The organism is Halorussus salinus, from assembly GCF_004765815.2.
Lineage (GTDB): Archaea > Halobacteriota > Halobacteria > Halobacteriales > Haladaptataceae > Halorussus > Halorussus salinus.
Window position 1 is genome coordinate 36,730 of the sequence record NZ_SBIS02000013.1, and the last position, 12,128, is coordinate 48,857.

Consider the following 12,128-nt stretch of genomic DNA (forward strand, 5'->3'; position numbering starts at 1 on the left):
CATTTCAGACGGGAGCGGTATTGACCTCCTTTCGTGTCTGAAGACGAAGGTGTGCGCTATCACACGGTCTCAAGCCGAGACGGCGGCATCACTCCGAATTGACGTGGGCGATAATCCGGTTGACGACGTACTCGCCCTCTTCGTCGGTGAGGCACATCGGATTGATTGAGAACGCTTCCGGAAGACTATCCGCGCCGACGAATACGCGGGGAGTTTCCTTTCGCAAATCACGCACGAGTTCCGTGGTGGTAACGGCTGTGACAGCCGAATCAAGTGAAACGCTAACTTCCGGTGCAACAGCAACCTTCCCTCCATCGGCCACCTGGGTTGAAACCCCGTTACAGTGTGATAATCCTTCAGCGATTTGAGTTACACGGGCGGACCATTCGTCTTGCAATGCCTCTTGGTCTTCCTCCATGAACAATTCGAGAGCGCGAATTAGACCAACCAGTTCTTCTTTGCCAACTTTTAACGGCCGACCGATCCCCTGGCGGGGAACACCCGCTAACTCGTCGGTATCGACGAGACCGGATGGCTCCCAAACGGCTTCAGCAGCGTGCATATCGAGATGCTGTACGGCCACAGATTCGATAAGGTCGCGACGACCGGCAAGGATACCCGTTGTTTGGGGGCCGCGAATCGCTTTCCCCCCACTGAACGCCACAAGGTCAGCCCCCAGTTCGATGAATCGTTCAAGATTCGACTGCGGCGGCAACTCTGCGGCGGCATCAACAATAACCGGGACGTCGTTCTCGTGAGCGATTTTCACGACGGTTTCGAGTGGAGGTTCCGTATACGGCTTTTGCATATAGGCGACCGCAGCTGTGTCCTCCGAGATTGCGTCCCGGATCTCCCACGGTTCGACATTGGCAGCACCCGTGCCAAGATGATGATCATTCGTGCCAACGTCGACAATAGTTGCTCCGGCCGCCCGAAGCGCATGATCGTACCCTGACCGATGCGTCCGTGGCATAATGATTTCATCAGCGACCCCCGTGGTATCGGGAAGTTGCGCCATTGCATCGAGGTTCTCACCAGCGATGCATGCCGCAGCACCGAGAAGCAAGCCTCCGGCTGCACCCGAGGTGACGTATCCCGCTTCGGCACCTGTGACATCGGTGATAAGATCGCTTGCTCGTGCTTGGAGATCCGAAAGGCGAACAAACGAGTCGGCCGCTTCGCGCATCGCGTTGAGGGCTTCCGGGCGAATTCGACTTCCCCCGATTCGGGTTTTCGTCCCGGCTGCGTTGATAACGGTTGGCACTCCCAGATTGTCGTAGATCGTGTCGTTCTGCATCTGCCTCCATCATCGGGCGGTCTCCGTAAGTATTCAGAGTATCGTAGTAACTTGCAGAACACAATACTGTCACAGCGATGCAAGAAGGAAGCCTCCGGCATCACCCTCGAGAAAATCCGACAATACATGCCGTTCTCCAAGGTGGAGCACATGGATTTACTATTCTGCCGGAGTATTAACCCAGGAGAATGAGACTATTCGAATATGGAAATTGGTGTTCTGACGGTTCCATTGACTGGACAACCACTTGAAGAGGCAGTTTCGTATCTCGACGAACTTGGTGTTAGTACTATTGAACTCGGTTGTGGCGGGTATCCCGGTGAGGACCATCTCCCTCGTAACGAGTTTCTCGGTAATCAGACGGCGCAGGCAGAATTGAGAGAGATGCTTGACGAATACGGGATGGAAATCAGCGCATTAGCGACGCATAATAATCCACTGCATCCCGATGACGAGACTGCTACACAGGCGGACACTGACCTCCGGGAGGCTATTGAACTGGCTGATGAACTTGACGTGAATACGGTAACCTGTTTCTCAGGGTTGCCTGCTGGTGGCCCAGATGATGAGGTTCCGAACTGGGTGACTGCACCATGGCCTAGTGATCATAGTGACGCTCACCAGTATCAATGGGAGGAGGTTGCCATTCCGTATTGGCAGACGGTGGCCGACCATGCCGCAGAACACGGGGTTGAGATCGCCATCGAAATGCATCCGAATATGCTGGTGTACGAACCAAGTGGCCTGGTAAGACTACGTGAAGCAACTAATGACTGTATCGGTGCGAACTTCGATCCAAGTCATCTCTACTGGCAGGGCATCGACGTAGCTGAAGCGATACGGTTCCTTGGCGAACACGACGCAATTCATCACGTCCACGCGAAGGACGCGAAGGTTTACAAGGCTAATGCACGGACAAAAGGCGTTCTTGACACAACGCCATATACCAGGGAAGGTGAGCGGTCATGGTTGTTCCGGTCGGTTGGCTACGGCCACGGCGAAGACCACTGGAAGGACGTAGTCAGTACGCTCCGGATGGTGGGCTACGACGGCGCGCTCTCCATCGAACACGAGGACTCACTAACGAGTTCACGAGAAGGGCTTGAGAAGGCAGTTGATACTCTTGAACGTGCAATCTTTGAGACTACGCCAGGGGATGTCTACTGGGCGTAGCGGATTTCGCTTGTATACGGAACGCAGGAGAAAACCCACGGCTTCAGCCATGGGAGGAGGTCAACGGCCTCATAGAGTTCCCGGTCCCAAGAGGGACTGGAGGATCAGCTACAGCGAGTGTCATCAGTCTCCGGTAAAATGCTGTGTGACACGGGGTTCATCAGATGCCTCAAATTTTCGAGTCGTCACCTTATCTTCGACGACTCCGGTCACTTCCTGAATGATATATGGCGTCTGTATTGATGCGGCGATAATGGCGCGTTCGGACGGGCTTGTCTCGTATCCATTGATTTCTCGTATGTCATCTTGGATGAAGACTGTTTCATCTGTTAGCCCACCAGTAGCTGGGCGGAAGACAACGCAGTATCGGCAGATTGGCGGCTCAATTGGTTCGAAGTCGGACGGACTTGGGAGGTAAGTGAGTACTTTCCCTGAGAGGGTTTGTTGCTTCATGATCTACTTCGTGGAAGCCACTCAGCGCTTGATACGCATTTGTCTTAATAGTTGTGAAGATGATAGTTCTAGTGTATCTTACAACCCCAGTATCTAGCCAGAAGGGTTCCTCACCTTGAACTACTTCTAAAAATAAGGAACTGTTTGCCTCTGCTCCCCACAGAACAGAGGAAGTCTTCAAATTCAACTAACCCTGTCCACCATTCCGGATAATTTCCTCTGAGGCAAACAACGAAGCCAACCAAACAATTATCCATAGGTTCACCGATTCACAGAACTATGAGGGGGAAGGGAAGAACTTCAATAAGCAGATTTTCCGCACTCTGTATAATACTGCTTTTATGCAGCTCAGCCACAGCATGGACCGGACCTGTAGAACTAGCTTCTGAAAAACAATCAGTATCCACTCGATCGTATCTGCATGCGAGTTCACAAGAAGATTACTCAAGCACATTGATACTCTTCTATGAAAACCTTCGCGACGAGGGCGTACCGGTTGAATACGTTTGTGCTGAACAAGTGTCCGAAGACACTGTCTACCTCCACATTCGGATGAAAGGTACTGATCAAATCACACGGTTCTACGATGCTGAGGTTGCCGCATTGGTTTATGCGTATGGTGAGCAGGAGTATGATTATAATTTCCGGGTGATGGAGAGAGTAGTGATGGAATGGCCAGAAGATGGCCGTTGGGAAACGCGGAGAATGTATATAGAGAAGGATTGGATACAAAAATACATAAATAAAGAAATAACTAGGGGAGTACTTGTCAATTCTATTTTGACCACCGACGATAGCTACGCCCAACCATATCAGCCTAGCGAAAAAACCGAATGTTACCCAAACGATGCAGGCGAACTAGAATCTGAAACCGTCAGATCCTCCAAATCTGAAGAAACACGGCAAGCGCCACCATGGAAAAGAATCGGAGGAAACCAAACCCAGATTTACAACGCCAACATCACCTCGCCCACGGGAGTCGTCGGATCACTGCTTAACGCAACTCTGCCTATCAAAAAATATCGAACCGTCGGAGATGACCTACAAATTATACTCCCTAACACAAACCAAACAGAAGCCCGAAATCATGCAAGACAGGCCGCCTTAGTATTCGCTAACGCTCGAAAACAAGGATACAACGCGACAGACCGACTGTTCATCTGGTTCCCACCGGAAAAATCAGGCCCCACAGAATTCATGTACATACGAACCAAGTGGGTGGACAAATACCTGAACGGAACGTGGACGAAAAAAGAATACATCCAGAAAGTCTGGAACACACAAGAGGCCTAAGAATCTGCACCACATTTATATAATGTGGGTTTATTTTATTGTTTTGTATGAGTCTTCCTCCAGACTCCTCGTTGTCCGCCGAAAAACTTCGAAGCATCCTCCTTGAGGCCGCCCCATCTCTCCCGCCGCTTGGCGATTGCGCCACCTCAATTACCGCTGGAAATACGCCCATCTCTCCTGGTGACGTCATTCAAGATTGTTGGGGACAATCGCCGAAAGTCTCTGATTTCCGCATCATCATCGAGTGCGACCCTCGCAATGACCGATTCATCTGTTATCATCCATTCAGCGGCGAGTATACCGTCGTCTGGCGTGAACACCTTGATCAGGACCTCCGAGAAGAGGAGCGAGTCCATCACGAAAATATACTCTAACCCGTTGACATCCTCCCCACCCTGAAGGGCGAGGCTTTCGCCTCGAATTTTCTGTAAACAGCATGGGTCGAACAACTACGAGACCAAACGGCGGCGAGTCGCGGAGTGTTACTCTGATTCCCGACGCAAGCACCGTGACTTCCTGCACAAGCTCTCTGCGTACTACGCTCGGGAGTACGACCTTGTGGCGGATGTTCCTCTCGTTGCTCGAATACAAGTGCGAACGAGCGGGAACGCACTTCGTGGCGGTCGAACCAGCAGGGACCACGAAGAAGTGTGCGGCGTGCGGTATCTTGGCGGACAAGCCGGTGTGAGTCCGCGAACATTCCTGCCCGTCGTGCGGATCCACCGCCGACTGAGACTGGAACGCGGCGTGGAACATTCTTTCTCGCGGTGCGAAGCAAGTAGGAGAGGGACGCTCCGAATCACCGCCTGTGGAGACTACGCTCCCTACAGGAACCACCACGGTTCCTGCAAAGCGCGTCGTGGAAGCAGGAAGCCCCACTCTCAAGCGCGAGGGCGTCAGCCCAAGCAGTAGAGTGGGTAGTTCACTCGGATGAATGTTCGGGTTGTGATCACTAACGTCTCTACGACGATGAAATGGTGTTTGGCCTTGTGCTAGGGTGGAGTTTCGCGATGTAGGTGATGGCAAGCGCAAGCGACAGGGTGTTTACAATTCCTAGGACAGTTGCTGGGATTGAGACAGATAGGAGGGGGGTGCTCACGATACTTCCAATCAGGACGATTCGATAGGGGAGTGGTAGGAGTTGACATCCTCCCCGCCCTGAAGGGCGAGGATTCCTCACGTGGGAGTCTCAGTCGTCCGAGTCTCCGTGAGCGATATTCCCGCTCGATGCGGTACTCTGGTCTGTGTACGCCTCGTTGGCCGTTGTCTCCACCGCGATGGAGGGCGGGCTATGGTCTTCCCGCCACCTGTGATTGTTCCACTTGAGGTACACGGGCCGTGCCATCGACCCAACCGCGTTGTTCTGCTGTCTCAGGAACGATTCACTCGCCACCAAGTCAGCGTGCCCCTCGAACCCGCACGGACACGTCAACGACTCCTCGTGACGAACTGTCTCCTCTCTCTCCCCGCACTTCGGACACGTCCGACTCGTCCACGCCTCGGACTCTTGCTCAACCTCAATACCGTACTCCTCGCAGACGCTTTCGAGGCGGTCGATGAACCGCCGGTACGCCCAGAAATTGTGCGTCTTCTCGTTCACACGCGCTTTCCAGTGCGTCGAAAGCACGTCTTTGATGTCGCCCACGTACAGCGTCAAGACACCCTCTTCATACAACCGTTCCACGAGGTCGCGGACGAGGCCGTCTTGGGCGTGGTCGCGCCGATTCGTGCGTTTCCGGTACAGACGCTCGATGCGCTTGCTGGACTTGCGCTGATCGTCGAGGAGTGACTGGTAGTGCGCGATTCGCTCCGTGGTTTCGCGGAACTCGTCGAACAGGTCTCGTCCGTCGTAGAGGAGTTGCTGGCCGGTCGTCGTCGTGCAGGCGACGAGGTTGTTCGCGCCAACGTCCAGAGCGGCCTTGTGAGAGGCCAGTGGTGAGTCCAGTCGAGAATCAGGTACGGTGACTGGTTGGAATGCCCTGAACGCGTCTGCGGTTTCGTCGTACACGAGTTCGAGTCGGCCCTGCTCGCCGCTCCACTTCGGGTCGCCAGCGACTTCGAGGCGAAGACGTTCCCTGTATCCGAATCCGTACTCGTCTTTCAGGTCGGAGCCAATCGGGACTTCGAGTCGGGAACGTTCGCCGTACTCGAGGGTGTACTGGTCGTTGCGAACGTAGGTGCGTAGCACTCGTCCGTCGTCTTCGTTGCCCCAGTACCCCGGTGGTGACGGTCGATCATCGAGGGTTCCGGCGTGGTATTTCTCGTTGAGCGAGAGAAATGACCGCCACGCTTCCGAGTTTTTGCGGATGATTTGCTGGGCGACACTGCTGCTGAGGATGCCCTTGTATTTGCCTTCGAGACTGCCGGTGTCGGCGTCCCAGACGCTTTCGTCGTCTTCGAGGAAGGCTTGGCGGCGAGCGTAGTTTGCCTCGTTCCAGAGACTCGCAGAAGCGTCCAACCAGCGAACGAACACCTCGCGCTCTTTCTCGGAGCGAGGGCGAACGTTGAACTGGTTGGTTCGCTTCATCACCGCATCATTCGGAGTGATGGTTTGTAAAAGTATGCGTTGGCGTGGGAGACTCGACCTTGCCACCGTCGGTTGATTGTGGATGGTTTGTCGGATTCATCCCCGCCCTAAAGGGCGGGGCTTTCTCCTCGATTCTCCGTAATAACGTTCTAGTAGCGTCTGAGTGTGCATACTGGCCTTTTAAGGCGTCGGAAAATAAAATTTTGCACGACTGCATCTTACAATCCAGACTGGCCTTCTAGGTCAACTTCTACAGGTGGAGCAGGCCGAGTGCCTTGGGGCGTGACCCCGAGCCGGTTGACAAATAGCGATTACGGGGTTGTGGCCATGATTCATATGTCTGCCACTCGTGTTTTTTCAGTGTAATGAATGAGGAAGGTGATCACCAGTCACTAATTGACCTGTTTGATCTCCTTAATACGCGCTCGGAGTATCTGTCTCGGCTTGACACTGAGGCGTGCGAAAAAAGGGAGCTTGTCGATGACCTCTCGGTGTCACGTTCGACTGTTGATCGTGTCCTTCGGGAGCTTATCACCGCCGGATTAGTCCAACAATCGAACGGCCAGTATCAACTCACGTTTTATGGGCGAACAGCACTTGCAGTATATAACTCCGTTCTCGCCATGCTTGAGGATGTCCAGCGGGCACAGCCACTACTTGTCCATTTGCCGCCGGACATCTCCTTTGATGTAGGCCTCCTCCTCAATGGTGAAGTGCTAGTCGCCGAAGAACCGGCGCTCCATCTCCCTGCCGCTCGTGTCCGGGAGTTAGTTCAACAGGCAACCGAAATCAAAGCACTTGCATATGCCCATACCTCGCCGGAAGCAGCGAGGGTGTTTCTCAAGCAAATTCGTGCAGATAACCTTAAAGGAGAAATTGTTTTCCGAAAACCGATGTATACTCATCTCCGGGATAGCCATCCTCAACTCCACACACTTCTCTCCGAATCTCCATCGTTTGCTGTCTCCGTCATTGAAGAGCTACCGTTTGGCCTGTTCCTGTTACGGACGCCAGATGAGTGGCAGGTCTGTCTCCTTGTCTATGGTCCAGAGCAAAATCTCCGGGGACTCATTGTAAATGATGAACCGCGGGCTGTTGCTTGGGCGCGCCAGTTGTTTGACCAGTACCAAACAGATGCGACTCCGCTAGCTGATTTTTAGTGGTATCCTCGCCTGCTCTAATGGGCGAGATTTCCTGTTTGTAGTAGGATGAGTTCTGCTATTCGCTAGTCGTAGTCTGGAGGCGGCGGATATTGCTATGGGAGGTAGTGCACTAGCTATCTTTCTATGAGGAGAGAATCCCGCCGTTTACGCCGGGAAGGATGTCACTTGCGGTGAGCTTGGTTAACTGTGTGTTGATAGTTGAGTGGTTGTTTCCTGAATGCGCTTGTTAATCTCCTCAAGGGTCCGATCTTGTAATTCGCGCGTTGCTAGTCGTCCTTGGACGAGATCGAGGAGATTGAGTTCTCGTAGGAGGTCGCGGGCTTGTGTGCGGTCAAGGCCAAGCTCGTCTTGTACTTCGTATAATGTTTTTGCATTTCGGACCGCTGTTTGAATGTCATCTAGACTTAGATGTTTTGGAATTTCAACCTGCTGTTTAATAGCTTCTTCGTCAATCTCTATCTTTTCTTCGTTCGGGGACTGGGCGTCTTCAGCCTCGAGGAATGGCGTTTGCAGTTCAGACTGTTCCTGTGGTGATTCGGTCTGGCCCTGTTCGTCACTTCCCTGCTCTTGCTGTATCTGTTCGTCTGATTGGCTCTCGTCGTTTATTGACGGTGTCTGGCCGTCGCGTGACACCGCCTCTTCCATATCTGTGTCTATGGAGTTCTCCGTCTCTGGCTGTACGTCCTGGTGATTCTTGAGTGGAGATCCCTGTTTCTCAGTATTCGAGTTGTCTGTCTCAGAGATTGTTTTCCCCGGTTTCTTTTCTGCATCTTGAGCAATTCTTCCCTGTTCTGCTGCCGAGGAGGGTTTGTGAATATCATGCTTGATCATATAGCGCCGGACGGTCTGCCACGTCACCTCTACATTGAGCGCATCCGTCATTTCCTTGAACGTATCGTGAACCTCGTAGACCTCCCGAAGTCGATCAGGGTCTCGATATGCCGGAAGAGAAGATTCGTGGTCCGTCTTGGCTTCACGCCCCTTAGCAACATCCCCATTCGTATCTTTTTCGCGCGGGCGTGGACGGGTATTTTCATCGGGTGACGTTTCTTCTTCGGAGGATGTTTCGGTAGTGTTCTGCGTGAGGGCAGTAAGCAGAAGTGTAACATCCAGATCCCCTTTGTCAGTAAGCGACACCGCTGATGGCTTAATTTCTATCTCTGGGTCAATTCTACTCGCATCAAACAGCGGAATTTCGAAGTTAACTTTGACAGAAACCTTCGACGTCGTTTGGACATCTTCTTCTACAGGCGTTACAGCAGTCAACGTGTACCCTTTTTCCGTCGTTTGAAACACCTCTAATACGTCTGCGAGACCGTGAAATGCATCTCCAATCTCCGTCATTTTTCCCTCCCCCACAGGGCTGTTCTGTACAGTTGCAGACACTCCCATATAAAGGAGTACGTCAGTTTGCCACTTGCGAGAGTCTATCGCTTCTTCCATGAACCATTTCTGCGCTCAATGGATTCCTTGGCGATTCGCCGACCCCTGTATCGGTAACAGACCGTTTCTAACGAGTATTCCACGTTTCTTCTATAAAGACTACTGGCCACCTGAAAAACCACCGGTCACCTACGGAGGAATCAAATAGCGGAAACCGTTAGAAGACGTCAAAGTATCTACAGGCGGTTGAGGCAAAGTACCGCGGGTCGGGTGACCCGTGGTATTTCACTGCAAGCGGACGTCAGCTTTTCTGCAGAGGTGGTGATTCGTCAGAGTTGTTGTCGTTCGGGATACGGGGGTCACGCTTTGTGGGGAGATTGTCTGGGTCGAGGTGAAGGAGGGTTTCCGCGGGTCGTGATCCGGTATTTGATGCTGGCTCGTGGATGCCGTATTTAATCATGTAGCGACGGACAGTTTGGGCGGAGACTTCGACGTCCAACGCATCCGTCATTTCCTTGAACGTTTCGTGTTCATCATACACGGCCTGTAGGCGATCTGGATCCTGATATGGTGGTAAATCGGTCGTCTCTGTTTCTGCAGTGACTTTCTCCGTGTCAGAATTTCCCGTATCCTCCTCCAAATCATCAGGTTGATTCCCGTTCTGGCAGCTTACAGCCTGCAAATCTTGCTTTTCAGTACTCTCCGCCGGATGTTCGTCGTCCCCGTCGACTATCGCAGTCTTTTCACTTCCGGCCGCAGATTCGCCTTCCATTTCGGTCTGAACAGCGGTTTCAGTCCTAGTAGAGTTTTCCTGCGGGACAGAAGCTTCCATCTCAACGTGAAGGCACCCATCCGACTGGATTTCGACCGCTGTCGGGGTGAGGTCGGCCTTGTCGAACTCTTCGTCGACGAATGGTACTTTCACGCCCATCTCAACGGAGATGGACTCCGTGTTAAGAAGATTCTCTTTAGCCGGGGTTGCAGTCGTCACAGCAAGATTTGTATTTCTCGTTTCAACTGCTTCGAGGAGGTCGGCAATATCGCGAAAGACTTGGCTGACGTCCTTTCCACCGGTTTTCATGTACTCACTCGGCAACGTCAACTTTGATAGGTGCAACTACTGAGGGCTTCCTCAAAGCTTGCCTTTTCACATAAATATGTATCGCTAATATCTCGTTCATTAGTGGCTGCCAGCACTCTATGCCTGAAGTCGTGGGCAGCCACTTACGTTGGGGTTTCCGCCTTACAAAACTAATACTCGCAAATCAGGTAGATGGTTTTGCTCTCGTCAAAAGTGTCTCTCAGCGTTCCCAAATCGGTGGTTTGGTATAGGGGCTTCCCAAAGGAGTCGCGTATGGCAACCCAGCGACGCATCCAGTTCATTTACGGCCAGGCTGCGTGGCTGCTTACTGCGTTCTTCGCGCTGCTTCTGTTAGATGCATTCTCATTCGAGCTGCTTTTCGTCGTGTCCTTTATCGGCTTTCTCGCGATTACCCAACTCACGGCACAGTTCACTATCACGTCGGCCTGGCGCCGCCGCCTCAAATGGCCTATCCTTGTTGGTCTCCTCATCTTCATCGCAATCGTCATCCGGCGGATCCTCGCCATCCTCCCACCGGGGGTGCTCTAACGATGCGCGCACTATCGGAGTACTCATACCCAACCCTCTTCGTCGTCGCATTCGGCCTCATCGTCGGAGTGGGACTCCTCGTCACCGCCAGCACCTCAACTGCGTCGTTCGGAGCGTTCAATACGGCCTGGGATGGGACCGCGGACTTCCGTGGACTCGCTGACACAACCGGGACAGAAAGCCAGCTCGTTCAAAACACCTCCGAGTACACAACCCGACCTGCTGGAGAGACACTCGCAGTCATCCTCGCCCCAGACCAGCCCTATCAGCGCCAAGAAACACAGCACATACGCCAGTTCGTCCGGCAAGGAGGAACACTCGTCGTAGCCGACGAACGTGCAACACCCACAAACGAATTATTAGCCGCCGTCGGTGCAGATGCACGCATTGATGGGACACCGCTTCGCGATGGCCGCTATCATTACCAGTCACCTGCAGCACCACAAATTCGGAATCTCTCAGACCATCCCCTGACGGCCAATGTGAGTACGCTCACGCTCAACCACGGATCTGCGGTCACGCCCAATACGGCAACGACGGTAGCTACCACCTCCGGCTACGCTTATCGCGACATCAACCAGAACCAACAACTTGACCAAGCTGAATCTGTCAGTCAGTACCCCGTTATCACAACCGAACAAGTCGGCGACGGACAAGTAGTGGTCATTGGTGATGCTAGCCTCTTCATCAACACCATGCTGGAGCAGGGAGGGAATCGTCAGTTCGCACGCAACCTCCTTGCGACCCATCAGCAAGTTCTCTTCGATTATTCGCACACAGCGGCGCTACCACCCATTATGAAGATGGTGCTGTTCCTCCGTCAAACTCCGATTAGCCAGTTCCTCATCGGCGGCCTGGGCATCCTCGTATTTACGTTCCTGCGGACACATTCGAGATTACTCGCGGTTGTTAATCAGCGTCTTCGCAACCGCCATCCCAGCCTTGCCTCTCCTCACTCAACACGGATCAACGACGCCGACCGGGGGACTACAGACACATCCTCGCCTGTTGCGGATACAGCCCTTGTTACGCATCTTCGCACCCACTATCCGGACTGGGATGACGAACGCCTTCATCGAATTGTCGCTGCCCGCCGCCAACCACCTACGGACGCCAGTGCGTCAACTGTCCCTCCCGAAGCAGACGATAGCAATGCAAATTCAGCTCTCGATACGAACACGTAGTGAGAGAAAGCCCATTCTTCCGGAG

General features: G+C 53.1%; 11 protein-coding genes and 1 pseudogene. 6 read left to right on the top strand and 6 right to left on the bottom strand.

Features of this window, described 5'->3' with window-relative positions; all coding sequences use genetic code 11:
- Nucleotides 1-88: 88 nt before the first annotated feature.
- Nucleotides 89-1,297: an aminotransferase class V-fold PLP-dependent enzyme gene (locus EPL00_RS22070; RefSeq protein WP_135855097.1), complete on the bottom strand. Its 1,209-nt coding sequence runs from the start codon at nucleotides 1,295-1,297 to the stop codon at nucleotides 89-91.
- A gap of 204 nt (nucleotides 1,298-1,501) precedes the next feature.
- Here EPL00_RS22070 and EPL00_RS22075 point away from each other — a divergent pair, with 204 nt between their 5' ends.
- Nucleotides 1,502-2,470: a sugar phosphate isomerase/epimerase family protein gene (locus tag EPL00_RS22075; protein WP_135855098.1), complete on the top strand. Its 969-nt coding sequence runs from the start codon at nucleotides 1,502-1,504 to the stop codon at nucleotides 2,468-2,470.
- Nucleotides 2,471-2,593: 123 nt separating this feature from the next.
- Here EPL00_RS22075 and EPL00_RS22080 read toward each other — a convergent pair whose 3' ends face one another.
- Nucleotides 2,594-2,923 (bottom strand): hypothetical protein, encoded by a 330-nt coding sequence (locus tag EPL00_RS22080; RefSeq protein WP_135855099.1) that lies wholly within the window; start codon nucleotides 2,921-2,923, stop codon nucleotides 2,594-2,596.
- 279 nt (nucleotides 2,924-3,202) lie between these two features.
- Between EPL00_RS22080 and EPL00_RS22085 the strand changes: the two genes are divergently transcribed.
- Nucleotides 3,203-4,216, top strand: a complete 1,014-nt coding sequence (locus EPL00_RS22085; RefSeq protein WP_135855100.1) for a hypothetical protein — start codon at nucleotides 3,203-3,205, stop codon at nucleotides 4,214-4,216.
- 146 nt (nucleotides 4,217-4,362) lie between these two features.
- Here the strand turns inward: EPL00_RS22085 and EPL00_RS22090 are convergent, their stop codons facing one another.
- Nucleotides 4,363-4,572 carry a hypothetical protein gene (locus EPL00_RS22090; RefSeq protein ID WP_135855101.1) on the bottom strand — a complete coding sequence of 70 codons (210 nt, stop codon included), beginning with the start codon at nucleotides 4,570-4,572 and terminating at the stop codon, nucleotides 4,363-4,365.
- Between the two features lie 73 nt (nucleotides 4,573-4,645).
- On the opposite strand from EPL00_RS22090, the pseudogene EPL00_RS22095 reads away from it, so the two are divergent.
- A pseudogene (locus EPL00_RS22095) lies at nucleotides 4,646-5,150 on the top strand (RNA-guided endonuclease InsQ/TnpB family protein); the annotation flags it as partial.
- A gap of 255 nt (nucleotides 5,151-5,405) precedes the next feature.
- Here the strand turns inward: EPL00_RS22095 and EPL00_RS22100 are convergent.
- A complete protein-coding gene (locus EPL00_RS22100; protein WP_135855102.1) occupies nucleotides 5,406-6,743 on the bottom strand; it encodes an RNA-guided endonuclease InsQ/TnpB family protein in 1,338 nt (445 codons plus the stop codon).
- Nucleotides 6,744-7,108: 365 nt separating this feature from the next.
- Between EPL00_RS22100 and EPL00_RS22105 the strand changes: the two genes are divergently transcribed.
- Nucleotides 7,109-7,903 carry a helix-turn-helix transcriptional regulator gene (locus tag EPL00_RS22105; protein WP_135855103.1) on the top strand — a complete coding sequence of 265 codons (795 nt, stop codon included), beginning with the start codon at nucleotides 7,109-7,111 and terminating at the stop codon, nucleotides 7,901-7,903.
- A gap of 183 nt (nucleotides 7,904-8,086) precedes the next feature.
- Here the strand turns inward: EPL00_RS22105 and EPL00_RS22110 are convergent, their stop codons facing one another.
- Nucleotides 8,087-9,349 carry a hypothetical protein gene (locus tag EPL00_RS22110; RefSeq protein WP_135855104.1) on the bottom strand — a complete coding sequence of 421 codons (1,263 nt, stop codon included), beginning with the start codon at nucleotides 9,347-9,349 and terminating at the stop codon, nucleotides 8,087-8,089.
- A 241-nt stretch (nucleotides 9,350-9,590) separates the two neighbouring features.
- Entirely contained in the window at nucleotides 9,591-10,370 is a 780-nt protein-coding gene (locus EPL00_RS22115) for a hypothetical protein (RefSeq protein WP_135855105.1), read from the bottom strand.
- Between the two features lie 273 nt (nucleotides 10,371-10,643).
- Between EPL00_RS22115 and EPL00_RS22120 the strand changes: the two genes are divergently transcribed.
- Nucleotides 10,644-10,919, top strand: a complete 276-nt coding sequence (locus EPL00_RS22120) for a hypothetical protein (RefSeq protein WP_135855106.1) — start codon at nucleotides 10,644-10,646, stop codon at nucleotides 10,917-10,919.
- A gap of 2 nt (nucleotides 10,920-10,921) precedes the next feature.
- Nucleotides 10,922-12,103 (top strand): DUF4350 domain-containing protein, encoded by a 1,182-nt coding sequence (locus EPL00_RS22125; RefSeq protein WP_162224312.1) that lies wholly within the window; start codon nucleotides 10,922-10,924, stop codon nucleotides 12,101-12,103.
- The last annotated feature ends 25 nt before the right edge of the window (nucleotides 12,104-12,128 follow it).

Coding starts and splice junctions, on each gene's coding strand:
- EPL00_RS22070 (WP_135855097.1), bottom strand. CDS start 1,297: ATGCAGAACGACACGATCTACGACAATCTGGGAGTGCCAACCGTTATC.
- EPL00_RS22075 (WP_135855098.1), top strand. CDS start 1,502: ATGGAAATTGGTGTTCTGACGGTTCCATTGACTGGACAACCACTTGAA.
- EPL00_RS22080 (WP_135855099.1), bottom strand. CDS start 2,923: ATGAAGCAACAAACCCTCTCAGGGAAAGTACTCACTTACCTCCCAAGT.
- EPL00_RS22085 (WP_135855100.1), top strand. CDS start 3,203: ATGAGGGGGAAGGGAAGAACTTCAATAAGCAGATTTTCCGCACTCTGT.
- EPL00_RS22090 (WP_135855101.1), bottom strand. CDS start 4,572: ATGGACTCGCTCCTCTTCTCGGAGGTCCTGATCAAGGTGTTCACGCCA.
- EPL00_RS22100 (WP_135855102.1), bottom strand. CDS start 6,743: ATGAAGCGAACCAACCAGTTCAACGTTCGCCCTCGCTCCGAGAAAGAG.
- EPL00_RS22105 (WP_135855103.1), top strand. CDS start 7,109: ATGAATGAGGAAGGTGATCACCAGTCACTAATTGACCTGTTTGATCTC.
- EPL00_RS22110 (WP_135855104.1), bottom strand. CDS start 9,349: ATGGAAGAAGCGATAGACTCTCGCAAGTGGCAAACTGACGTACTCCTT.
- EPL00_RS22115 (WP_135855105.1), bottom strand. CDS start 10,370: ATGAAAACCGGTGGAAAGGACGTCAGCCAAGTCTTTCGCGATATTGCC.
- EPL00_RS22120 (WP_135855106.1), top strand. CDS start 10,644: ATGGCAACCCAGCGACGCATCCAGTTCATTTACGGCCAGGCTGCGTGG.
- EPL00_RS22125 (WP_162224312.1), top strand. CDS start 10,922: ATGCGCGCACTATCGGAGTACTCATACCCAACCCTCTTCGTCGTCGCA.